General features: G+C 39.9%; 26 protein-coding genes. 2 read left to right on the top strand and 24 right to left on the bottom strand.

What is annotated here, in order from left to right; all coding sequences use genetic code 11:
- Positions 1-206: 206 nt before the first annotated feature.
- The 8 genes from AC1DOK_RS20390 to nrdR form a co-directional block, all read right to left on the bottom strand.
- A complete protein-coding gene (locus AC1DOK_RS20390) occupies positions 207-311 on the bottom strand; it encodes a group II intron maturase-specific domain-containing protein (RefSeq protein ID WP_477556181.1) in 105 nt (34 codons plus the stop codon).
- A gap of 43 nt (positions 312-354) precedes the next feature.
- Positions 355-636 (bottom strand): hypothetical protein, encoded by a 282-nt coding sequence (locus AC1DOK_RS20385; protein WP_477556182.1) that lies wholly within the window; start codon positions 634-636, stop codon positions 355-357.
- Complete coding sequence (locus AC1DOK_RS20380) at positions 518-781, bottom strand: reverse transcriptase domain-containing protein (RefSeq protein ID WP_477556180.1); 264 nt, start codon at positions 779-781, stop codon at positions 518-520. The genes AC1DOK_RS20385 and AC1DOK_RS20380 overlap by 119 nt, the downstream gene beginning before the upstream one ends.
- A gap of 27 nt (positions 782-808) precedes the next feature.
- On the bottom strand, positions 809-1,279 hold the full coding sequence (locus AC1DOK_RS20375) for a hypothetical protein (RefSeq protein ID WP_477556159.1): 471 nt from the start codon (positions 1,277-1,279) through the stop codon (positions 809-811).
- A gap of 122 nt (positions 1,280-1,401) precedes the next feature.
- Complete coding sequence (locus tag AC1DOK_RS20370; RefSeq protein ID WP_477556158.1) at positions 1,402-2,754, bottom strand: hypothetical protein; 1,353 nt, start codon at positions 2,752-2,754, stop codon at positions 1,402-1,404.
- Positions 2,729-3,853: a DUF58 domain-containing protein gene (locus AC1DOK_RS20365; protein ID WP_477556157.1), complete on the bottom strand. Its 1,125-nt coding sequence runs from the start codon at positions 3,851-3,853 to the stop codon at positions 2,729-2,731. The genes AC1DOK_RS20370 and AC1DOK_RS20365 overlap by 26 nt, the downstream gene beginning before the upstream one ends.
- Positions 3,854-3,859: 6 nt before the next feature.
- A complete protein-coding gene (locus AC1DOK_RS20360) occupies positions 3,860-4,822 on the bottom strand; it encodes an AAA family ATPase (RefSeq protein ID WP_477556156.1) in 963 nt (320 codons plus the stop codon).
- 135 nt (positions 4,823-4,957) lie between these two features.
- Positions 4,958-5,416 (bottom strand): transcriptional regulator NrdR, encoded by a 459-nt coding sequence (gene nrdR / locus AC1DOK_RS20355; RefSeq protein WP_477556155.1) that lies wholly within the window; start codon positions 5,414-5,416, stop codon positions 4,958-4,960.
- A 114-nt stretch (positions 5,417-5,530) separates the two neighbouring features.
- On the opposite strand from nrdR, the gene AC1DOK_RS20350 reads away from it, so the two are divergent.
- The gene (locus tag AC1DOK_RS20350) at positions 5,531-5,752 is read left to right on the top strand and encodes a small, acid-soluble spore protein, alpha/beta type (RefSeq protein ID WP_477556154.1); all 222 of its coding nucleotides are present in this window, start codon (positions 5,531-5,533) and stop codon (positions 5,750-5,752) included.
- 66 nt (positions 5,753-5,818) lie between these two features.
- Here the strand turns inward: AC1DOK_RS20350 and AC1DOK_RS20345 are convergent, their stop codons facing one another.
- The 5 genes from AC1DOK_RS20345 to polA are packed head-to-tail and all read right to left on the bottom strand — an operon-like array spanning position 5,819 to position 11,305.
- Entirely contained in the window at positions 5,819-6,391 is a 573-nt protein-coding gene (locus AC1DOK_RS20345) for a lytic transglycosylase domain-containing protein (protein ID WP_477556153.1), read from the bottom strand.
- Positions 6,388-6,984, bottom strand: a complete 597-nt coding sequence (gene coaE / locus AC1DOK_RS20340) for a dephospho-CoA kinase (protein ID WP_477556152.1) — start codon at positions 6,982-6,984, stop codon at positions 6,388-6,390. The genes AC1DOK_RS20345 and coaE overlap by 4 nt, the downstream gene beginning before the upstream one ends.
- A 17-nt stretch (positions 6,985-7,001) precedes the next feature.
- Complete coding sequence (gene ytaF, locus AC1DOK_RS20335) at positions 7,002-7,691, bottom strand: sporulation membrane protein YtaF (protein WP_477556179.1); 690 nt, start codon at positions 7,689-7,691, stop codon at positions 7,002-7,004.
- A gap of 51 nt (positions 7,692-7,742) precedes the next feature.
- Positions 7,743-8,588: a DNA-formamidopyrimidine glycosylase gene (gene mutM / locus AC1DOK_RS20330; protein ID WP_477556151.1), complete on the bottom strand. Its 846-nt coding sequence runs from the start codon at positions 8,586-8,588 to the stop codon at positions 7,743-7,745.
- A 26-nt stretch (positions 8,589-8,614) separates the two neighbouring features.
- The gene (gene polA, locus AC1DOK_RS20325) at positions 8,615-11,305 is read right to left on the bottom strand and encodes a DNA polymerase I (protein ID WP_477556178.1); all 2,691 of its coding nucleotides are present in this window, start codon (positions 11,303-11,305) and stop codon (positions 8,615-8,617) included.
- A 209-nt stretch (positions 11,306-11,514) separates the two neighbouring features.
- Between polA and AC1DOK_RS20320 the strand changes: the two genes are divergently transcribed.
- Entirely contained in the window at positions 11,515-12,267 is a 753-nt protein-coding gene (locus tag AC1DOK_RS20320) for an HAD family hydrolase (protein ID WP_477556150.1), read from the top strand.
- Positions 12,268-12,373: 106 nt separating this feature from the next.
- On the opposite strand, the gene AC1DOK_RS20315 is transcribed toward AC1DOK_RS20320, so the two are convergent.
- The 11 genes from AC1DOK_RS20315 to AC1DOK_RS20265 all read right to left on the bottom strand — a co-directional run bounded on the left by AC1DOK_RS20315 (position 12,374) and on the right by AC1DOK_RS20265 (position 24,640).
- Positions 12,374-12,907 carry a C40 family peptidase gene (locus AC1DOK_RS20315; RefSeq protein ID WP_477556149.1) on the bottom strand — a complete coding sequence of 178 codons (534 nt, stop codon included), beginning with the start codon at positions 12,905-12,907 and terminating at the stop codon, positions 12,374-12,376.
- A gap of 213 nt (positions 12,908-13,120) precedes the next feature.
- The gene (locus AC1DOK_RS20310; protein ID WP_477556148.1) at positions 13,121-13,357 is read right to left on the bottom strand and encodes an LSm family protein; all 237 of its coding nucleotides are present in this window, start codon (positions 13,355-13,357) and stop codon (positions 13,121-13,123) included.
- 169 nt (positions 13,358-13,526) lie between these two features.
- Positions 13,527-14,186, bottom strand: a complete 660-nt coding sequence (gene phoU, locus AC1DOK_RS20305) for a phosphate signaling complex protein PhoU (protein WP_477556147.1) — start codon at positions 14,184-14,186, stop codon at positions 13,527-13,529.
- 37 nt (positions 14,187-14,223) lie between these two features.
- Positions 14,224-14,997, bottom strand: coding sequence for a phosphate ABC transporter ATP-binding protein PstB (pstB, locus tag AC1DOK_RS20300; protein ID WP_477556177.1), 774 nt, complete (start codon positions 14,995-14,997; stop codon positions 14,224-14,226).
- A gap of 4 nt (positions 14,998-15,001) precedes the next feature.
- Positions 15,002-15,862, bottom strand: a complete 861-nt coding sequence (pstA, locus tag AC1DOK_RS20295) for a phosphate ABC transporter permease PstA (RefSeq protein WP_477556146.1) — start codon at positions 15,860-15,862, stop codon at positions 15,002-15,004.
- Positions 15,859-16,722, bottom strand: coding sequence for a phosphate ABC transporter permease subunit PstC (gene pstC, locus AC1DOK_RS20290; protein ID WP_477556145.1), 864 nt, complete (start codon positions 16,720-16,722; stop codon positions 15,859-15,861). Before pstC ends, pstA begins: the two co-directional genes overlap by 4 nt.
- Positions 16,722-17,612 (bottom strand): phosphate ABC transporter substrate-binding protein, encoded by an 891-nt coding sequence (locus tag AC1DOK_RS20285; RefSeq protein ID WP_477556144.1) that lies wholly within the window; start codon positions 17,610-17,612, stop codon positions 16,722-16,724. Before AC1DOK_RS20285 ends, pstC begins: the two co-directional genes overlap by 1 nt.
- Positions 17,613-17,902: 290 nt before the next feature.
- Complete coding sequence (locus AC1DOK_RS20280; protein ID WP_477556143.1) at positions 17,903-20,083, bottom strand: hypothetical protein; 2,181 nt, start codon at positions 20,081-20,083, stop codon at positions 17,903-17,905.
- 263 nt (positions 20,084-20,346) lie between these two features.
- Complete coding sequence (locus tag AC1DOK_RS20275; protein WP_477556142.1) at positions 20,347-21,069, bottom strand: response regulator transcription factor; 723 nt, start codon at positions 21,067-21,069, stop codon at positions 20,347-20,349.
- 26 nt (positions 21,070-21,095) lie between these two features.
- Positions 21,096-22,901, bottom strand: coding sequence for a two-component system histidine kinase PnpS (gene pnpS / locus AC1DOK_RS20270; protein WP_477556141.1), 1,806 nt, complete (start codon positions 22,899-22,901; stop codon positions 21,096-21,098).
- 200 nt (positions 22,902-23,101) lie between these two features.
- Entirely contained in the window at positions 23,102-24,640 is a 1,539-nt protein-coding gene (locus tag AC1DOK_RS20265) for a fumarate hydratase (RefSeq protein WP_477556140.1), read from the bottom strand.
- Positions 24,641-24,646: the final 6 nt, after the last annotated feature.

Below are 24,646 nucleotides of genomic sequence, written 5' to 3'. Positions count from 1 at the left end.
CACCACCGTACGTACCGTTCGGTATACGGCGGTTCCTCAGTTTACGTATTGACTTGTCGATAATAATCAGAAAAGAATATGAATCCGAGTCCTTTGATGGTGTTATTTCCGAGGGATTTTGAGAGGATAGGGCTATTGGAGGTTCTCCAGTAGCTCTTTCTTATGTTTGCGTATTCCCATGCTATCTGCTTGTGAACTCCGAGTAATTACAGCATCTTAAGCCTTGTTCTCACTCGTTTCCATTGTTTCCAGTAGATCATGCGGATCCGCCTTCTCATCCATTCATCCGTAGTTTGGAGCAGTTTCTTCATGTCAGCTATTTTGAAATAGTTTATCCATCCCATGATGTAGCGTCTAAGCTTTGCCGGCTCTGTCTGCGTTCCCCATTCCATTGCTTCTCGACGTAAGCCCCTTTATCTTGGCTTTCATCTTTGCGATGGATTTTGGGTGAATTCTGACCCTCGTTTCTCCATTACGTTCGTAAAATGAGAAGCCAAGAAACTTGACTCTCGTCGCCTTATCCACTAACGTTTTCTCCTGATTCACTTTGAGAAACAGCTTCTTCTCGATGAAGGGGAGTATGTTTTCCAGTGTCCGTTCGGCACCTTCTGCTTTTGCAGAAGATGAGAAGGTCATCCGCGTAACGCATAAACTTATGACCTCTGCGTTCTAGTTCCTTGTCCAACTCGTTTAGCATGATGTTGCTAAGTATTGGACTCAGGTTTCCTCCCTGCGGTACGCCGACTTCTGTTTCCTCAAAAAGGTGATAGTTAATCGCCATGCGTGGCGCACACAAAATAAGACTCCCCTAACTACTGGGAGTCTTATTCGTCATAAGCCATGCATCGCCTTTATAGGTAGGCACTCTGCCTTTACTTCGATCAACGTATAGCTTATCCTTGCATGCATTACACTTGCCAAACTCTGTTTCTTTCTTGATGTTAACCACATAAGAAGCAGAACATTTGCATTCAATTTTAAACAAATCTAGCACATTATTGTATGCCTCTGCTAATACTTCTTGTTGATCATCAAGAGGTAAACTAACGTATTTACTAGCTTCAATCAGTCCATGAACATGCATCGTAGCGATATGGTCAGGATTAATTGCATATGTTTCATCCCCAACATGAAAAACCATTTTCGCGCCTTGTTCAAAATTCCTGAAAATTTCCTTTGCCTGACTTATAGTCGCTGGAAATGATCCCTTATATCCTGAACTCAGTACATAAGAAATCATCTGAAGTTTTTCTTTCATATACAGTTCTGTGCTATACATACAACTAGATTCACCTCAACTGAAATTATAACATGTGAAATTCAAACTAACTATATCAAACCGATGGTTAATTTAACCTATATAAGTTTATATTATCATGTTTTGTTAAAAAATCTCAGAATCTATTCTACTTTTTGTGTTACTGCTCTCTTCAGTTCATTCACTTGCTCGTCACTTACAGTTATATTGCTATTTCCATAACGTGCTTCGTTATAGTAATGCTCAAGAGAAAGCTCATGCTCTATATTCCGCTTCTCTCGTTTATTCCAAATCCGGATATCATCCAGCGTTTCTCTAGGTGTTAGCTCTTTCCGATACATATACCCCTTATTTATTGCTTCCTGCAGCTTATTCCGGTACAACCAACGAACCCGTTCTTGCCAATTGGATAAATCAGACCATTTGATTCCACGACGAAACCATTTATTAAGGCTTTTTCTTAAACCTTGATTAAATGATGATCGCATATCCTCCCACTTCAATAGCTGCCTTTTCTGGTCTGTATAGCCTGAGCTTAGCTGCAATTTATTTTCTTGTGAAATTAGCTTTCGAATAATTCCCATAAACCTTATGATTGCTTGTCGAAGAATTGGAACAATTTTATAAAGTAACCATCCAATAATAACGAGTGCAACGATAGTTCCGATTACATAGAAAAGAACTGATAGAATCGTACTCCATATCGATTCTTGAATCTCTGATTGCATTGAAAATTCCATTGGTGGCGGAGGCATACTCGCTTCGGGATTCTTGGCTGTTTCTAATAGAGAAAAAATTTCCTGAGCAAGCCATCCAAGCCCTTGCAATGCTGTCATGACCAAATTTTTGAGCACATTTACAAATGAAATGAAGAAAATAATACCGATAAGGAACAGAACCCAAAGTCGATTTTTCTTTGCTATTACTGCAGAAGTCTTAAACCCTTTTGGCGATACAGCTGTTAAGTACTGTTGATTAACGCTTAACAAGCTAACAATTATACTGGCTAGTCCTGTCCATAGTAAAAGTGTTAAATAAGGACTCAAGATTACTGCACCTATTACTGCACCTACTGAAACTACAAAGTAACTTATTAACCCAATAATGAATGCATTAGAAGGAAACATGAGATGCCAATTTTGACTAGACATGTTAGCACCTCGATACATCAAGTAATAGATCATTATCCACGATAGAACTAACATCAAGTTAAATATTCCAGCAAACATTAGCCAAACGAGCAACCCGCTCATCATTAAGATAAACAAGTGCAACCATACTACTCTACGAACTTTAATTAGGGAAATCAAGCTACCCACATAATAGCTTAACCAAAATAATCCAATCCAAAGTGGTAGTGAAACAGGTGATAATTTAAGAAAAGTAACAAGTATGACAGGAAAGAATAGTAATAATTCAATTCCTGCGAATAAGAATACTTCTCTTGTTCGATGCCACATGGGGGACAGGCTACGAGGCTGAGACTGCATTTGCATGCTGCACCTCCTCGGTCTGTTCTTTATTGAGCCACATAATTTCGATTGTATGACCTAAACCACGTACACGCTGAATTTCCCGCTCCATCGCTTCAGTCATATAGCTCGTAATAATGAGATAATCTATACTTGTTTCAGAAGAATCTACAACCTCAGCTAATAAATCTTCAATTGGAATGCTGCGCTTTAATTCAAGCTTAGCCATTGCCTCTAAGAGGATGCCATAATGCGCACTACCATTTTGGCTTGGTATTCGAACTGGCTGTCGCAGTGGTCCATCTACAAGTCTTCCATTCGAGTAAAAACCAGTCGGAATTCCCTGCTTTAACACATATTCTGCAATTGATGCAGCATATACGATTCCCTCTTCAATAAGGTCAGGATTGGTAACCACATTCCACATACTAGGACTATCCTCAATATTAAGAATAATCATCAGCTTATGATCTGCAGTAAATGCCCGCTGATTAACTTGAAGCTTACCACTACGCGCTGTTGCTTTCCAGTGAATGCTATTCATGGGATCACCAGCTTGGTATTCCCTTACACCCTGTATTAAGAATGGGTCCTCTACAATCCACCTTCTTACAATTAAATCACCAAGCCATTTACTTGAAGGTAGCGGGATTTCTTCAATAGGAATAGGCCTCGGAAATACGATGATAGAACAATTTATATATAACTGCTTTTGTACTTGAACAAGTCCTAATAAATCTCCGCTGATCATTGTTGTTGAATTAATACAATAATATCCGCGCTTCTTACAATGCACCGTATGTCGCCTTGTAACTTCTGTATAAGGCATTAAGCTAAATAAGCTTGCATGATTTTGAAGAATAACTCCGCTATCTATACCGATATCCTCTTGTCCTGCAAACCCTAAATTAGCTGACATGATCGCTTCTAATCGTAACCAAGGAAGTGGTAACAGCTTCCGATTGGAGATCAGTTCAATTAATTCAACCTCATCTCCAGAGAAACACTCAGCTCGATCAAATTTCCTTTCATAGGCTACCCCTTTAAGTGATAGACGTTTAAACAAAATGAATTGTCCATAGACAACTACTATTGCCACAAGTAATACCCAGTGTATACCCATAGTCAATTACCTTTGCAATAGTGCTTCTTCAGACGGCACCGGAATCTCATTTAGAATCTGACGGATAATGGATTCAGTTTGGTTTTTAACCAAACGGTTCATATGAGATAATATAATTCGGTGTGCCAGCACCGGCTCTGCCATTATTTTAATATCATCAGGTGTAACATACTCTCTACCTTTAACAACTGCATAAGCTTGTGCTGCTTTGAGTAGTGCTTGTGTACCCCGAGGACTAACTCCAATATTGATTTCTGAGTGCTGTCTTGTTTTCTCCGCAATAGCTACAATATAGGCATACAGATCCTCATGAACGAACACAGAAGAATAATGCTCCTGAGCTGCAACTAATTCCTCACTTTCCGTAACAGAGCTGATGGACTCAAGTACATTACGCTCCTTAAATCGACGTAATATTTCTATGCCTTCCTCCTTGCTAGGATATCCCATCTTAATCTTAAGCAGAAAGCGATCTAGCTGCGCCTCAGGCAACGGAAATGTACCTTGATTCTCAATTGGATTCTGTGTGGCTATGACAAGAAAGGGACGTGCTAGTAACATGGTTTCGCCATCAATACTCACCTGACGTTCTTCCATACACTCTAATAAACTTGATTGTGTACGCGGCGTTGCTCGGTTAATTTCATCTGCAAGCACAATATTAGCAAATAAAGGACCTGGACGAAATTCAAAATCACTCGTTTTTTGGTTAAAATAGTGAAGGCCACTTAGATCAGAGGGTAGCAAATCAGGCGTAAATTGAATTCGTTTAAAAGAACCACTTAATGATTTAGCAATTGCTTTGGCAAGCATCGTCTTACCAGTTCCAGGGACATCCTCAAGTAGCACATGACCTGATGAAATAAGAGCAACCATCATTTGCTCAATCACTTGCTCTTTGCCTACAATGACTTTCGCTACATTACGCTTTAATCGTTCCGACATATCTTGAATTTGTTTAACATTCATTTAGCTACTCTCCCCTATGTTTGGTCTTATTGATTGAGATACGGGTTCACCGTTTATAGTTCACTAACGAAAATAAATAGAAAAACGCCATAACATCCCAAAGCTGCAGAGATGTTATGACGCTCCATGTTGTTCCTATTCATGCTTTCCGAGTATTTGAGTTAATTCTTTAAGAAACATACTGATATCCTTAAATTGACGATAAACAGAAGCAAATCTAATATAGGCTACTTCATCGACCGGATACAGCTGCTCCATCACAATCTCTCCGATATCACGTGAATTAACTTCTGCTTGTGCAGTATTCCGTAATTGCATTTCCACTTCAGAGACGATTTTCTCAAGACGTTCCATCGATACAGGTCGCTTCTCACAAGCCCGAATTAATCCGCGAAGCATCTTCTCACGTGAGAATTCTTCCCTAGATCCATCCTTCTTAATGACGATAAGCGGTGTTTCCTCAACAGTTTCGAATGTGGTGAAACGCTTTAAGCATTCATCACACTCTCTTCGGCGGCGAATCGATTTATAATCATTAGCTGCCCTAGAATCAAGCACTTTTGTCCCAAAATGATCACAATAAGGGCATTTCATTCACACATCACTCCTTTATTTATATCTTACATTCGATTGCCATTTGTTGCTTGTTATGAACTTTGAACAAACGCGCATAATAGATTTACCAACAGCAAGGAGGTGAATTAACACATGGCATCTAGAAACAACCAACTTGTAGTGCCTCAAGCAAACGCTGCATTGGACCAAATGAAATACGAGATCGCTTCGGAACTTGGTATCTCTCTTTCACAAGATGGATACTACGGCAACCTTGCAACTCGTGACGCCGGTTCTATCGGTGGTAACATTACTAAACGACTGGTGCAAATTGCTGAACAGCAATTAGCTGGTCAATCCGGTCAATCTCGATAGTATAACTTAAGAAAGAGGCTGCGGACAAACGAACTTGTCCACTGCTTCTTTCTTTTAATTTTCACCTTAAGAGTTAAAATTAGGTCCATATACTTTATGATACTTTTGATAATAATACAAAACTCTTTTGACAAAATGCTTCGTCTGTCCATAAGGAATGTCTGTTATATTACTTTCTGATCCATCCCAGACATTCGTTTCTCGCCACTTGTTTACCGTACCTTGTCCTGCATTATAAGCCGCGATCGCATAATTAAGATGTCCATCATAATAATTCAATAACCAATTTAAATACCAAGCACCCATATTAATATTAACAGTAATATCCTGTAAATCGTCATCTAATGATGAACCAATGTTACCCATTTCCTTAATCCATCTAGCTGTTTCAGGCATAAGCTGCATAAGGCCAAGTGCTCCCTTATTCGATGTTCCTTCTGCCTTATAATTATTCTCTACTCGTATAATAGCCGCAATAAGAAGGGGATCAACATTATATTTCGACGCGCTTTGCGAAATCTCCTCCTTATAATCCACATGGTATATCATCTCTTCAATTTGACTAGAGAACATATACAACAATAACAAGACGATAATGAGAAGAAATGCATACGTTCGTTTTTTGTGAAAAAGATTCATTCCAAATACTTTCCTTTCCAGAAAGCTTCGACCTGCGCCTCTGTAGCTTTTAAGGTGCCGCTATTATCAATTAGAACATCTGACAGCTTCTTCTTATCTTCGATAGGCATTTGTGCTTGTAGTCGTGCCTCAGCATCTGCATGACTGTATCCATCACGCTCCATCAGACGCTGTAATTGAACTTCTTCCGGTACATAAACGACCATGACTTCCTTAAACATATTATCAAGACCTGATTCATACAGGAGGGGTATGTCAACTACGATGAGCTTGTCCGGTTCAGAAAGCTCGTATCGTTCCATACGGCTTTTCATTTCACTGCGAATAGAGGGATGCATAATGGCATTCAGCACTTTACGTTTCGATTCATCAGCGAATACAATACTCCCAAGCTCTTTCCGATTTATGGTTCCGTCTGAATTTAGAATATGAGACCCAAATTGTTTGGTAAGTTCTTCTAATGTATAGGTACCTGGTTCAACAACTTCTCTGGCAATCACATCTGCATCAATTAGAATCGCACCACGCTGCATCAGCATGCTCGCGACTGTGCTTTTGCCACAAGCGATACCTCCAGTGAGTCCTAGGATCATTGTGCTCTTTCCCCTTCTTATAATAATTTCATAATACCCATGATGATTAATACACATCCTGGTAGTAATGAAAGCTTCTTAATCCAGCTTACATCTGCAAATCGCAAGCCGAATTGAAGTCCAAGTGCAATGAATAACCCACTTGAGCATACAATGAAAGCTGCGGTTAGCAGGGGTGCGAGACCAATGAGCGCAGCACCGATTCCTGCGCCAAATGCGTCAAGAGATAATGCTACCCCTAAAAGAATCGCCTCTGAAATCGAAATACTACCTGATTTATCTATATCTGCGGCTACAGGTGTGCGCAAAATTTGAATAACTAATCCGAATCTCCGTAATTCAATATTAAAAATTTCTCTTACTGTTTGGGGCTCATGATAATCAAGTAACAAGGGCTCTTCTTTATCAGTTTCTACACTTTCACTTTTATCATTACTTTTCTGAATGAATAATTGAACAAGCGCCCATATTCCAATACAGATTAGAATGATTGCACCAATTCTGCTGGCATAATCAGACGTAATGAAAGAAGAGAGCATTGCTCCAATACCCATAGATGCAAAAATAACCACACCAGAAAAGAATGAAATAATGATAATCGCAAGTAGACCAATTTTAATTTTACGCAAACCATACATCATGCCTACACCAAAACCATCAAGAGACAAAGCAAAAGCAAGCACAAGCAATGAAATAATTGACACGATACACCACCTCCATGCACTCCTATCATATGGAGAGGTTATTGTCCAATGTGCCTATTTCTTTTGTTGTCGTTTAAAGGGTTGGCAATTAGGGCAAGTGTGTGTGCCACGGCCTCCAATGACCGATCTCTCAACCATATGTCCACATTGCACACATGGCTGCTGTGCCTTACCGTATACTTTGAACTGATGCTGAAACATTCCGATTTCACCTTGACCATTTACGAAAGACTTAATCGATGAACCACCAACAGCTACAGCCTCATGTAAGGTTGCGAGAATGGAATCGTATAATCGTTTAAGTTCATTCTTGCTCAAGGAGTTCGCAGTTCGCTCCGGGTGAATCCCTGCGAGAAATAAAGACTCATCCACATAAATATTCCCAATGCCTACGATATAGGCTTGATTTAACAATAGTGGCTTAATCATTGTTGAACGCGGAGCTACTACCTGCTTGAAAGCCTCATAGGTAAAGCTCTCATCAAGGGGTTCAAGACCAAGCTTATTCAGTGGCGGCTTAAGCAATTCCTCACCTTTAGGAAATAGATCCATTGTTCCGAACTGACGTACATCCTTATAGCGCATTTCAGTTTGATCTGTAAATAAGAATAAAACATGCGTATGTTTCTCTACCGGATCTGTGTTCTGATACAAACCATAGCGACCTTCCATTCTCAAATGGGAGACAAGCACGTAATCATCGAGGATGAAAGTTAGAAACTTACCTCGGCGACCAATATCACGTATCGTCTGACCTTCTAACAGGGCAGCAAATAACTGTGGGTCATCTGGCAAGCGAATAATGCGGTTTAATTTGACATCAACAGATTGAATGGTTTTACCAATGACGAGTCCAGCAAGTGTCCGCCGTACTGTCTCTACCTCTGGTAATTCAGGCATATCTAATCATCCTTATCCTGTAGCGTTTACTTAGCATCATACCAATCTAATCCAGCTGATACATCAGCTTTCAGTGGTACGTCTAGCTGAATGGCTTGCTCCATCACTTCTGGAACAATCTGCTTCATTCGTTCAAGCTCATCAGCAGGAACTTCAAATACAAGTTCATCATGTACTTGCAGTAGCATACGGGAACGTAAATTGTCCGTATGGAGTCGTTCTGCCATATTGACCATAGCCAGCTTAATAATATCTGCAGCTGTTCCTTGAATTGGTGTATTCATTGCTGTTCGTTCTGCAAAAGAACGTATATTAAAATTCGATGCCGTAATATCAGGCAAATATCTTCTGCGTCCAAGCAGTGTAGAGACATAACCATCCTGACGTGCTTCCTGTACAATCGTATCCATAAATTTCCTAACACCTTGGAATACAGTAAAATACTGTTCAATAAATGTAGCTGCCTCTTTACGTGTAATGTTCAAATTCTGAGATAGCCCATAATCTGATATCCCATACACGATACCAAAATTAACTGCTTTGGCTTGGCGTCGCATATTCGAATCAACCTGATCTTTAGAGACACCAAATACATCCATAGCTGTCTTTGTATGAACATCGAGATCATTCATGAATGCCTCGATTAAATTCTTATCTTTAGAGATGTGTGCGAGCACACGTAGTTCAATCTGGGAGTAATCCGCTGCAAGAATATGCCATCCAGGCTCAGATGGGACGAATGCTTTACGAATTTGTCTTCCCTCTTCCAACCGGATCGGTATGTTCTGCAGGTTCGGATACTGAGATGACAAGCGGCCTGTAGCAGCAATCGTCTGTTTGTAATATGTATGTACTTTGCCTGTCTCCGGGCGAATCTCCTTAAGCAATCCTTCTACATAAGTTGAGTTCAATTTAGCGAGCTGACGGTAACGGAGAATGAGATCCACAACCGGGTTATACGCTGCTAGCCTCTCCAGTACCTCTGCATCTGTCGAATAGCCAGTTTTGGTTTTCTTAACTGGTGGTAAACCAAGCTTCTCAAATAAAATTTCACCAAGCTGCTTAGGCGAGTTAATATTGAACTCGGTTCCAGCAAGCTCATAAATACGTCTCATCGCCTCATCAAGGCGAGTCGACAAGCTCTCGCCCAGCTGCTCTAGGGTGCTTGCATTAGCAGCGATACCACGCTGCTCCATATCTGCTAGCACGCCCGAGAGCGGCAGCTCAAGTTCATAGAACAGCCGCTCCATGCCGCTGTTCTTGAGCGCTTCGGCTAGCGGCTCTGCAAGCCGCGCCGTTACTTCCGCCTTGCGGCATAGATGTGCCGCAAGCTTCTCTTCCTCTGGCAAGCGGAACTTCATTCCCTTGCCATAGATGTCTTCGTCGGCGGCTAGCGGAACGCCGACGTTGTGCCTTGCCGCTAAGCCGCTTAGGGTTAGACCCGACTCTGTCGGGTCAAGCAAATAAGCGGCTAAGAGAATGTCGAACGTCACGCCACGCAGTGTGACGTTCGACCAGCGCAGCGCGATGTCCATCCGGTGAAGGTCATATACGACCTTCTGCACCTGCGCATCGCCCATCCACGAACACACAACCTCCGCGCGTGTATTCTCACCACTAAGTACTGTGAATGGTACATAATACCCCATCTCTGGGGTGTGAAATGCCGCTCCGATCACTTCAGCATGATGTGGATTATCACCAATCACTTCAACGTACATTCCTGTTACATCAGTTAGTACTTCAACTAATTCCCTAAGCTCATCGTCATTATGAAGTACCTTGACAGGAACCGTTGGCACATCGGAAGCAGTTGTCCCCGTAAGTAGTTCATCTCCGGATTCAATTCCTTCAGTTGTTCCAAAGTCGGTTTTATCTAAGAGTGATTTGAACTCTAACTTACGAAACATCTCTTTGAGCCTCTGACTCTTCCAGCCCTGGAATGCAAATTCACTCCAGTCTGTCCCCATAGGGACTTCCCGGAAAATAGTCGCAAGCTCTTTACTAAGCTTCGCACTATCCGCATTTCCCACTACTTTCTCACCGAGCTTACCCTTGATCTGATCAGCATGTGCTAGCACTTCTTCAACGGACCCATATTCATGTAGAAGTTTAAGAGCCGTCTTCTCTCCGACACCAGGTATCCCAGGTATGTTATCAGATGTATCACCCATTAAACCTTTGAGATCAATAATCTGTAAAGGTTTTAGTCCATATCGTTCATTAACTTCATGAGGATCATAACGATCCACCTCTGACACACCTTTACGAGTAAGCGCAATGGTCACATTGTCTGAAGCTAGCTGCAGCATATCTTTATCACCAGATACAACTACAACTTGACGACCTATTTGATCTGCTTCTTTCGTCAATGTTCCAATAATATCGTCAGCTTCGTAACCGTCAAGCTCGAATTGACGAATGCCAAAAGCATCAATCAATTCGCGAAGAACAGGAAATTGTTCAGAAAGCTCTGGTGGTGTCTTCGATCTACCACCTTTATATTCTGCAAAATTCGCATGACGAAACGTAATTTTGCCAGCATCAAACGCAACTAGAAAATGCGTTGGTTTTTCTTCCTCAATTAACTTCATCAGCATCGTCGTAAATCCATAAATGGCATTGGTATGTAACCCTGCTGAATTACTAAGCAGCGGCAAAGCATAGAATGCTCTATAGGCAATACTATTGCCATCAATTATCAACAATTTATCCATCCAAACACCCCGTCTTTCCTCTACCTTCATCATATCACAGGTGAGGACAAGTACAAAAATTATTCCATTAAATATCCATCCCAAAACTAATTAATTCTTTAAGACTGAAAACAAAGCACACCTTCATAAACATATAATAAGAATAAAATAATCATTATACTCATCATGTCCACTCTGGACATATAACAATTTTGTAGGAGGTTCTTCCTATGAGCCCCTTTTTTATACCTAACCAAAAAAAGGTCATATTTTTTGATATGAATAACACATTAGTTGATCGACGTAAATGTTTTGATTCTGCATTCATAGCTGTCATGCAAGATTTTACTGGTAGATGGAGCAGTGATGACCTCTCCATGAACTCACAGCAGGTCCTCCAAAACTATAAACTAGAATGGAGCCGTCATCGTAAAACAACAGGCAAAGATTTTGAGTCAGGTGACGAGCTTCGTTACAATTGTCTATCAAAAGCACTTGAACCTTATCATTTTAAAGTGACACCAGGATTTTCAAAAATCTTTTTTACTGAAATAGACGATGCTGAGGAGAGCTATATCAGTTTATTTCCCGGGGTAGAGGAGACCCTAAGAGCGTTATCTACTAAATATACACTTGCCATTATTTCAAATGGCAGTCGTAAACGACTTGAACAAAACTTGCATAAGCTACAATTAACGAGATGGATTCGAGAAGATCGTATCTTCTCTTCACAGCAGGACGGACCTCGCAAACCACACCCAGGTTTATTTGAAACAGCTATGACAGCGACGGATTGTACGCCAGCACAAGGCTTAATGGTTGGGAATTCGTGGAAGAATGATATAATCGGAGCCACACGTTGTGGTCTTGATGCCGTATGGATCCACCCCAATCATATGAAAAAGATGTCCCAGCGAAAGCTTGGACGACAGAAGGTAGTCATTATTCGCTCCTTCCGCCATCTAATAAATGCTCTACTTTAATAGAAGGTTAACGGGTCAGAAAATAGAATGGGGCTGTTCCCCCCAGTAGTTTGATCTACTAAAAGAACAGCCCCGTTTATATTTATTTACTATAGGCTTGTCTTACTTAAAAGTAGCGAGCAGCAGATACGTAACGATTCTTCCAGTATCCTTTGTTCAAATCACTCGTTGTTACTCCATACACACTTCCAGTTGTGTTGTGAATGAATTTGCCATTACCCATGTAAATCCCAACATGTCCAATTTTACCAGGTGTTTTAACGCTCAAAAAGACCAAATCACCTTTTTTCAAATTGCTTTTTGATACCTTTTTACCTTGATTATATTGGGCATTAGCACCCCATTTTACATCAACACCGACTTGTTTAAGTGCATATTTAGTAAAAGAAGAGCAGTCAAAAATAAGGTTCTTAGGATCGTTTACACCGTATTTATATTTAACTTTACCTTGTAGTGACTGAGCAAATTTAATTAACTTGTCCGCTTTCTGCGCAGAAGTCATTGAACTTGTGCTTGCAGCAACTTGTGGTGTATTACTAGTTGTTGTTGCAGCGAATGCCGCTGTTGTTGGCATAAGTAAAGCTACACTAAGCACGGTACCCAAAACTACTTTACCAAACGTTTTAAATTGTTTTTTCATAGTTGTTTGCCTCCCTGAAAACGTTTTGATGATATGCCATAACTATAGCACATCAAAAAGCGTCCCTATTTTTCCAGAAAGGCTTGAAAGTCACGATATGACTAGGTTTGTCCAACTTTATGAGAAAACCATTATAATCTTATTAAATTACATAAAGAAACGTATCCATCACTGAGACGGATACGTTTTTCAATAAAAGAACATAACGATCAATCAAATCAAGGCGATTGCTAATAAATCGAATAGAGCTAATGTCGTAATAACTCCTCCTCCCCAGAATCCAGAGATTCTGCATTGATTCCGATTACAAGGGGAATTGTGCCTTATAAACAAATTTTGTCTATCAACTCCTACAACACGACCTTCAAATACACGCCCATCATGCATACAAACACGTACATTACGATTCATGAAATTATTACAGACATGAAACTTCTCTACCATCGACATTTCTATAAAACCTCCCCAATCTTTGAATTACTATACTATATGTCACTAGTTAACTAATAGCTTGGGTATACATCTGCACGTATAAAAATAACCATACGTCTAGCAAATGCTAGACGTATGGTTATTTTTGCTACTCTTTATTACTTGATAATTCTAATAGTCTATAATTTTATACATTTAAATCTTTCCGTTTACCAGTTGCCATATAAATAACACCCTCACCGATATTCGTCGTATGGTCTGCTACTCGCTCTAAGAAATAGGCAGCCTGGATGAGGTGAACTAGTTGTCTATTACGTGTATAATCATTCGTCATTAAAGATAAAGTATCATGCATTACATTAGCATATAGGCGATCAACCTGATCATCCTTCTCAGCAAGAGCAGATGCCCTGTGAATATTGCGTTCCGTATATGATATTAGACTTTCACGTAGCATTTCTAGCGCTATTTCAGCCATTTTCGGGATATCAATTAATGGTTTTACAAGCTGCTCACCCTTTAATCGCACTGTTATTTTGGCAATGTCAACTGCGTGGTCTGCTATCCGCTCTAAGTCTACTGCAATTTTCATCGCTGTACCAATAACGCGTAAATCTCCACCCATTGGCTGCTGTAATGCGATTAGACTCAAACATTCTTCTTCGATCTTAAGCATAGCATCATCAATTTCATCATCCTTCTCGATGATCGTTTGCGCTAGATCAGCATCTACCCTCGACAATGCTTCAACCGCCTGATGAATCGCTTTCTCGACATTTTTGCCCATCAACGTTAAATCATTCTGCATTTCACTAAGTGCTAGATGAAAGCTTGATCTTGTATCCATAAGAGCCTCCCGCTTATATTCATATTTTCACTTTGGACTATCCAAATCTACCTGTAATATAATCTTCTGTGCGCTGATCTGCTGGGTTAGTAAATATTTTATTCGTTTGATCTGTCTCAACCAATATACCATTTAAGAAAAATCCTGTCCGATCTGAAATTCTCGCTGCTTGCTGCATATTATGCGTTACAACTACAATCGTATATTTTTCTTTCAGTGTTTGAGTTAATTCTTCAACCTTAAGAGTTGAAATCGGATCAAGTGCTGAAGTAGGTTCATCCATCAGCAAAACATCAGGTTCAACTGCCAATAATCGTGCGATACACAGTCGTTGTTGCTGTCCACCTGATAAGCCTAGTGCTGATTTATTCAAACGGTCCTTAACTTCTCCCCAAAGTGCAGCTTGAGTTAAGGAGCGTTCCACGATTTCATCTAATATCGCCTTTTTCTTAATCCCATGAATTCTTGGACCATAGGCTACATTATCGTAAATACTCATTGGAAATGGATTCGGGCGCTGAAAAACCATGCCAACACGTTTACGTAATGCAACAATATCTGTGTCAGACGCATAAATATCCTTGCCATCTACATAGATACTACCTTTAATGGTTACTGAATCAATCAGATCATTCATACGGTTAAGCGTTCTTAAGAACGTTGATTTTCCGCAGCCTGATGGACCAATAAGAGCCGTAATTGTATTTGCTTCAATATTTAAATTAATTTTATTTAGAGCTTGATGTGTACCGTAAAATAAATCCAAGTCTTCTACAATCATTTTTTTGGAATCAGCTTGTGTTTGTGTGATCAAGTTATTTCCCCCCGCTTAGCTTCTTCTGTAATATCTTACTCGGTATTGTGATTAGCAAATTAAAAATAAATACGATAATCAACAACAATGCTGCACTTGCACTGGCAATTTGTCTAGCATCTGGAACAATGGCTTCAGATTGCACGTACCACAAATGCGTTGCAAGTGTTTCCCCCATCATCATTGGATTGAAGTCTGGGACAAACCGAGAGACAGATAAACCTGCGGTGAAGATTAGAATTGCTGTTTCACCAATCGCACGACCAGCTACAAGTGTAACTCCTGTCAGAAGGTTCGGCAGCGCAGACGGCAGAAGCGCCTTTACAATCGCTTGCCATTTCGTTGATCCAAGGGCTAAGCTTGCTTCCCAATACGCTGATGGAACTGTTCGAAAGCTCTCCTCCGTTACTCTGACTAACACAGGTAAATTGAGCAATGCAAGTGTTAAAGAACCACTGATGATGGATACCCTTAAATCAAACCAGTTAACGAATAGCAGGAACCCAAACAAACCGAACACAATCGAAGGAACAGAAGATAGTGCTTCAACTGAAATTCGAATTAATGATGTGAAGTTATTGTTCTTGGCATAAACAGCCAAATATATACCTGCACCAATACCAATCGGCATAGAGAATAAGAGAGATAAGAACAAAATATAGAATGTATTAAATAACTGTGGTCCAACACCACCACCTGCAACAATGTCCTGAGGCTTTCCAGTAATAAAATCCCATGATAAATGAGGTAATCCATCACCAAGAATTCGGTACAGGAACCAAGCTAGAAGTGCAATAATGAATCCAGCTATGATCCAAAAATAAATGGTTGCTAAACGATCTATAAATTTGTTTTTGTTCATAGCTGCTCACTCCTTTTGGACACAACCCGGATAACGATAATGAATAGTAAAGATACAAGTAAAAGTACAAGTGCCATCATAAACAAGGAATTATTCCAAGTAGATCCATACGGCGTATTTCCCATATCTTTAACAATTGCTGTTGTAAGAACAGTCGTTGAGTCCGTTAAGGAATTTGGTAATTTAGGAGCATTACCGATTACCATAAACACGGCCATTGTTTCTCCAATTGCCCGTCCCATGCCAAGAATAATACCTGTTATGATACCTTGCTTAGCTGCAGGTATTTGCACCCGCCAAATCGTCTGCCAGCGAGTTGCACCTAGTGCATATGAAGCTTCCTCAAGTCTACCTGGCAAAGCCCTTATGGCATCTTCTGAGATCGAGAGAATTGTTGGGAAGACCATGACTGCCAAAATAAGTGCAGCGGGTAATATACCAAAAGCCGTTGCACCCGTAATCTTCGAGATCATTGGAATAATAACCGTTAAACCAATAAAACCGTAAACAACCGAAGGGATACCGACGAATAAGTCGGTAGCCGTTCGGATGATACTCCGCATCCAATTTGGGGCAATCCTTGCTGTGAATATTGCACCCGAGACTGCGATAGGCACTGCAAGTAGAACAGATAAGAATGTGAGAACAAACGTACTGATCAAGAAACCAAGTATGCCGTACTTACCATCGGAAGGGGTCCAATCTAAAGATAAGAAGAACTCTGAGAATGGAACGTCCTTAAAGGTTTGTAACCCTTGATACCCGACGAATAAGATGATCGAGAATATTACAGCAGATACAATGATGGCACTACCGATCAGTACACGACGCATTAGATGATCAATGTGATTTGCTTTCATTATTTTAAGAATGCTGCTGGTAGGAACTTAAGCTCTTCGACTCTTTTTTGTTGGAATTCATCACTCAAGATGAAGTCGATAAATGCTTTAGTTGCTCCAGTAGGCTCGCCTTTCGTATACATATGCTCGATTCCGTACAATTTATATGAACCGTCCTTAATTCCTTCTTTGGTATAAGCAACACCATCAAACTTAATTTGTTTAAGGCTATCATCTACATAAGGTGTATCAATGTAACCAATGGAACCTGCAGTTGTTGCTACAGTTGTCTTCATAGCACCGCTGGAATCTTGTGTTACACCATCTTTCGTAAATTCAGCATTATCTAATACAATTTTCTTAACAAGCTTACGGGAACCAGAGCTGTCAGGTCTGTGAACAACAGTGATTTTGGCGTCTTTACCACCAACATCTTTCCAGTTCGTAATTTCTCCTTTGAAAATCTTAGCAGCTTGATCTTTAGACAAGTTATCTACATTAACATCTTTGTTAACGATAATTGCAAAAGGAGCAATTGCTACTACATGATCTACAAGACCTTTATCTTTATATTCATCGCCAGCTTGTACATCAGAATTTCCGATGTTTGACGTTCCATCTGCTACGTTCTTAAGACCTACTCCAGAGCCACCAGCTGTTGGGTTGATCGTTACTTTTTGGTGCTTATCCATAAAATCAGTAGCCGCCTGCTTTACTAAGGGTAATAATGCACTTGAACCTGAAGCTGTTACAGTTCCAGTCAATTCTTCTGTTACTGCTGGAGTTCCTGCTGGAGTACTTGTAGCGGTACCTTTACCAGAATCTTTACTTCCGCATCCTGCGAGTACACCCATCAATAAAACCGCTGTTAAAGCAACTCCTGTAAATTTCTTTGCAAATCCGTTTGTCACTTTCTCTTCACCCCTTAGATAATTTGCGAAGCAACATTTGCTGCCTGCTCTTATTTATTCACAAGCTCATAATAACAATGGTTTGTTAATTCACACCGCGATGTTTGTAAAGCGAATGTAAAATCTTCAAAAATTTTATCCATAAACTCAGTATTTGCATTAACAGTCTATAATGATTCAAAGCTCCAAATTGAATTATACATAACACAAAAACACCCCCACAGTATGGTTGGAATTAACACTAGTGTGTTATCCAGTAACTGTGGGGGCTTTGATAGGTTTAAAGATTATTAGTTATCGTCATCTTTTTTATCATAGCTAAAATTATTATAAAGGGCTAAATTACTTTGTTTAGCTAATAATTTTCGTTGTCCTTGGAACTCATCATAAACATAAAGCGTACCAGATCTCACACCTGTATTCCCTGGGTCAGCAACATTAAGAGTTGCTTTATATTTATTTTTACCAAGCTTAAGTGTATTTGATCCTGCCTGACTTCCACCTGATGCTGCACCCTGTTCAATTTCACTTAATTTATATGCATTTTCAAATAGCTTATACCCAGTCGAATCAATCATCGTGAAGACTAAGTTATGACCTTCTAGGTTAGTTTCTACGATTTTGGATTTAGTCATTTCGTAATCAAACATTAATTCATAGCTGCTGCTTTCACTGACTGTACTTAAATTACGTATAGTCAGATTATAAGGATAAATATCCATTGTGCTGGTGATGCTTTCACTAGATTTCTTTTCATTAGGTGCCCAGAAAGCAACAGGTCTAATGTAAGCATCTGGCTTAGCTTCACCCTCAGCTATTTTACCACCGGATATTGCATCACCTATAATTAAATGTAAGCTTGAAGTACTGAAGTCTTTTGGCAAATCACTCCAGATTTCGAGCATAGCCTTACCAGAAGGTCCAATTTTCTTCTTAATCGCGGAAACCTGAGCTGGGTATGTTGATCCATCACCAAGTCTAATAGTAGTGATTAGATTAGATAAACTTACTGGTCTTTTACTTAAATTCTCAACTTCCAATTGAATTGCTGCAATATCGCTTGCCATTCCCTCATATCGATTAATACCTACAACCTGATACTTAAGACTTCGGCCTGGTTCTGAGATTGAGTAAGCATCATTGACTCCGTAGTAAGATAAAGCTTTGAGTTTAGGCTGTGTTGGGAATTCAAGAATATCAATTAATTTTGCTGTGGCTTCTGGTGTTGCCCCAGCTTCTTCTTTCTCTTGAAGAACAAATTTGATATTAGTAAAAGTTTGATCATACGCTACAACAGCTGCGGCATGCATTTTAATACCACCAGATGCTGCGATTCCAGCTGCCTGCGAAGTTTGGACCAAGCTCGCTGCTACCTTCACCTTATCGTCAAGCAGGAAGTATCCACTTAATTTTGGTAAAGGAAGTGTTTCAGCTTCATCATTCAATATAGTTAAATCAGCAGATAACACATCGTTGTCATCCCATGGTGCGCGGTAGATCCCATTCAGTTTAGCTGAATACGAGCCATCCTTTGTACTAAATGAATAGGCACCATCCGGGCTTTCTGTTGGTTCTCCTAATCCCGTATCTGCAATATTAAATACTCCTATTGGTGTTGTAATAGCATTCTCACCAGGTAGCTTCTCGGACACGATTAACTGCCATCCCTCTGAAGGAACTGAGGTTGGGATCGAACCAGTTAGTTTCCATTCCACTGAGTCCTTTGGTCTTAGACTGATGGGATCTTTCTTGGAATCGAAGGGAAATAAATTGCCATCCGAAGTTAGAATTGAAAATTGATATTCAGCTGTCTTCAAAGAACGATTTCCCATGTTTTCTAAATTTAAGGTTACCCTTGGATTATAATTCTTCTCATTCTTACTGCTAAATGAACTCGTAACACTCATATTCATCGGAATACCACCAAGTGAAAGTAGTACTTTTTCACCAGCAGGTTTTGCTTCCGTATATGTATCTGGGACAGTGATCTCACCAAGCTTGCGTTCATAGCCAGGAAGAGTGAAATCCCACTCCATAATTTGTAAGATAAGATCAGTTATTTTAGTGGTCGAATTGACCTGTGCATAGTATGTAATTAATTGACTTGAGTTTGGTGAAACTTTCGTTATTGTTTTATCCTGTGGCTTAAGGCGAGTTGTGAATACATTTCCCGACTTGTCTTTAAGTTTAATAATGTAGTCAAACAGCAAGAGGTCTTTATTACCTTCATTAACGAATGATAACGTAAAAGCAATTGTATTACTTCCTTGCTCTGGCAGCATTTGAATATTCTTCACTTCAAAAGTAGCCTTATTCTTGATGTTAATAGAACCCACTATTGGAGGAGGGACTGGAACTACAGGCTGTTCTGTACTTGGCTCTGAGGCGAACGCTAACGATGTTATTGTACCCATGCTCAGAGACACAGCTAAAGTAACTCCAAGCATGCGTGCTCCTAAACATCTTTTCATTATCTCATCACACACCTTCTATTAATTTATAATGGTTAATCTCTTTACTCGTTAACTAAGAATTTGAGGCAACTATCACTATTATCAAACTCTAGTAAAGTATACCATGTGAAACTGAGCAAAGGAAAATATATGAACATAAATAATTCAGTTATTAATTATGCTCTACTTATAGACGTAAAAGAACGCAAAATGTTTCAAATACTTTCTTATTCACATAAAAAGACGAGATCGTTAATCTCGTCACTTGTTTCGTTCCATATTTATTTTACAGAATGAGTATGCTGAACAAGTTTGTACCCAACGCCCCTGATAGACTCAATTTGCACAGTTTGTCTACCAATCTCTAGCTTCTTGCGTAAAGAACTGACATGTACATCGACTGTCCTTTGACCACCGAAATAATCGAATCCCCAAACGATATTCATTAGATCGTCCCTCGTTACAACCATTCCTTGACGTTCCGCAAAATATAGCAACATCTCAAATTCTTTGGGTCTTAGAACAATTTGTTCTCCTTCGATTTCCGCTTCATAACGTTCTGGGTAAATACTTAAATCACCAATTACGACTACTTTCTCATCAGACTTCACTTTTTCAGTAGGAGTAAACTCATCATTTTGTGTTCTTCTTAGTACCGCTGATACCCGCGCGAGCAACTCAGCTACGCCAAATGGTTTGGTAATATAATCATCAGCTCCAAGCTTAAGACCTTGTACGACTTCATCTTCTGCATTACGAGCTGTCAAGATAATGACTGGTGTACGATTGCCCTTCTGACGAAGCTTGGTTAAGATCTCAAATCCATTCATACCTGGGAGCATAAGATCGAGCAAAATAAGATCAAATTGTTCTTCCATTGCGGTTTGTAAGCCTTCCGCCCCATTCTCTTGTACCTTCATCTCATAGCCTTCTTGCTTGAGATTATAAGTAAGTAGCTTAGCAAGCATTAACTCGTCTTCAATAATTAAAATTTTGAATGACATTCTATCTTCCACGTCCTTATTTAATTTTATTGAATGACTGGCATTACTATTATAAATCGAGTTCCCATCCCAACTTCACTCTCTACACGAATTGTCCCATGATGGAGTTCAACAAGATGCTTCACAATAGACAATCCAAGACCAGTACCTCCTGAGCTCCGAGACCGTGCTTTATCAACTCGATAGAATCTTTCAAAAATGCGAGGTAAATCTTCCTTTGGAATTCCAATCCCTGTATCGCTTACGGTTATGCGAATCCAATCATGTTCATCCGTCTGCTCTATTTCTTTATCATCTGTATAAGCTTCTGTCCGAATAGTTATTCTACCACCTTCAGGCGTATAGCTGATACCATTAGATATAAGATTTATGAGAATTTGCTGTAGACGATCCTCATCTGCTTCTAAATATAGATCTTCTTCCGTGAAAAACTCAAGTGAAATTTTTTTCTGTTTGGCTGCTTTATCCACCATTTGAATTGTATTTTCAACCAAACTAGTCAAATGAACAGGTGATAACCGAAGTGGACTCCGCTTGGATTCTATTTTGGACAGCTCAAGAATATCTCCAACAAGCCGGTTTAATCGTTCACTTTCGTTATATATAATTTGGAGAAAGGAACGTGCTGTTTCTTGATCGTTAAGCGCCCCGGCTAGCAAGGTTTCCGTAAATCCTTTAACTGAAGCAATAGGCGTTTTCAATTCATGTGATACATTAGCTACAAATTCACTACGCATCCGTTCTAGTCGGCGTAAATCCGTAATATCATGCAGCACAATTAGAAATCCGCTCCATTGTTCATTCCCATAGCCGATTGGTGTGACACTTATTTCTACAAGTCGTTCATTCGGATAATGTAAATTAAGCTCATCACGCACAAGCTTCATTTGTTGTTTGCATTGCTCAATTTGCTCGATAAATGGTAAATAGCGGCTTTTAGCATCATATTTTTTACCAACCAGCTCCTGTGAAGTAAACCCAAGCATCGTCTCAGTAGTCGGGTTAACGAGTACGATCCGTCCATTACTATCAATCATCATGAGCCCAAGCAACATATTTTCAAGAATACTGTTAAGTCTACCTTCATTCTCCGAAATTTGATTCATTTGGGAACGTAGGCTCTCAGACATTTGATTAATTGCCTCAGCAAGTTGTCCAACTTCGTCATGATGAGTCACAACAACACGGGTACTATAATTGCGATCTGCTATTTGTTTGGCAACACGCGTCATTTTCTCAATTGGGCGGGTGACACTCTTTGCAATACGATACGACGCATAGCTAACAAAGGCAAACAGGACAAACATACCAGCAAATACATAAACCCAAAAATCACGAACCGACTCTTCTACTTCACTTAAGCTCATTCCAATTCGTAGCACACCGCTGATCTTACCCGTTTGGTCTTTGATTGGAATTGCAGCATACAGCATATTCTGTTTCAATGTATCACTAAATCGAATTGCAAATCCGGTTTGCCCTTTCAGTGCACCTACTATTTCTTCACGATCTTTGTGATTATCCATCGTATGAGGATCATGCTCCGAGTCCCCTAGAACTTTGCCATCACTTCTTACATATGTTAAACGAGCATCCGCATATTTTCGTAGATTTTTGACTATTTCTGAATAATAAGCAATCTGACTTTCTTCATCTCCAGTACGATTCCACTCCCCAATGGCTAGTATTTTCAATTCCCGTTCTAAATTTTTCTTTAGTTCTTTCACATGTGACCGTTCAAAAGCTGTAGCCATCCAAATACCAGCGATTAACATCGAGATCCCAATTAGCAAAATAAGAATAAATGTTAATCTCGTACGGAATTTTTTCATAAATTCAATGTTCACCTCATCCTCATCATAACCGCTCTTACAAAATAAATAAATCCCACATATCAGCTGTGTCGAAACAACAGCTGATATGTGGGATTAGTAACTCATTTTCCAAGGAAATAGTTATCCCCATCATGATCTGACCGAGACACCTAGATTTTGATACTTATCATGTATATCAGTTAAATATCAGTTAAATATCAGTTAAATACAGGTTCCTTAAATTGAGCAAGCTTTGTCAAGGAATCCTTCTCTACATCAGCGTGAAGAGAATTACCATGTGAATCCATCGTTACAATCGCAGCGAAGCCTTCCGTCTGTAAATGCCACATTGCTTCTGGTATCCCGAAATTAATCAGATCCACACCTTCTACTTTCTTAAAGCAATCTGCATAGTATTGCGCAGCTCCACCAATAGCGTTCATATATACTGCACCATGTTCCTGTAGTGCACTAAGTGTTTTGGCACCCATTCCACCTTTACCAATAACAGCTCGGATACCAAACTTCTTAATAATTTCTCCTTGATATGGTTCCTCGCGAATAGATGTAGTCGGACCTGCTGCATTTACACGCCATTCTCCATCCTCATTCTTACTCATCACAGGACCGCAGTGATAAATAACAGCTCCATTTAAGTCAACTGGCGCATCATGATCCATCAAGTGCTTATGGAGAGCATCTCGTCCGGTATGCATCATACCATTGATAATGACAACATCACCAACTTTAAGCTTACGAATTTCTTCCTCGGAAATTGGTGTTTGAAGAATAACTTCATTACGCGGAGTCGTCGTATCAGCAGGTTCAGTTGGAATCGCATTACCCATAACTATCTCGCTTCCTCGTGGATATACCCATTCTTGTAATTCACCAGTTTGTGAATTAAGAATAACGCCTTGGCGACGATAAGCCCAACAATTATATGCTACAGATACAAAGAATGAGGCTGGAAGACGATTCATGACACCAACTTTACATCCGAGTAAAGTAACCTGGCCCCCAAAACCCATTGTACCAATTCCTAGTTTATTCGCATTTTCCATAATATACGTTTCTAACTTATGCAAATCTTCAATAGGATTCACATCTTCAACTGGACGGAATAATTGCATTTTGGCAAGTTCATAGCCTGATGTACGGTCCCCACCAATTCCAACGCCGATAAAGCCAGCTGAGCATCCTTGTCCTTGTGCTTGATAAACAGCATGTAAGATACATTTACGTATACCATCTAAATCTCGTCCTGCCTTACCTACCCCAGGGAGTTCAGCTGGCAAAGAGTACTGAATATTCTTGTTCTCACAGCCTCCACCTTTGAGGATCAGCTTGACTTCAATATCGTTACGTTCCCATTGTTCAAAATGAATAACAGGTGTGCCGGGTCCAAGATTATCGCCACTGTTGATGCCCGTTAATGAATCAACTGAGTTCTCACGGAGCTTGCTATTGTGTGTAGCCTCAGCTACTGCCTCCAAAATTTGTCTTTTCATAACAATTTGGTTGGCTCCAACAGGACAGTGTATAATAAACGTAGGCATACCTGTGTCCTGACAAATAGGCGATATATTCGTTTCAGCCATCTGAATATTATCTGCAATTGTTGATAATGATAAAGCGGATCGTGTACCTTGATCCTCCATTAAACGAGCTTTTTGAATGGCCTTACGCACGTCACCTGGAAGATTAGTGGAAGTTTCAACAATAAGTTGGTAAACGCTTTGCTGAAAATGCTGCATGAATGT

Source organism: Paenibacillus sp. P5_B5 (assembly GCF_056400365.1).
The sequence above is the reverse complement of the archived record's forward strand: the minus strand, read 5'-3'. Positions and strand labels throughout refer to the sequence as shown.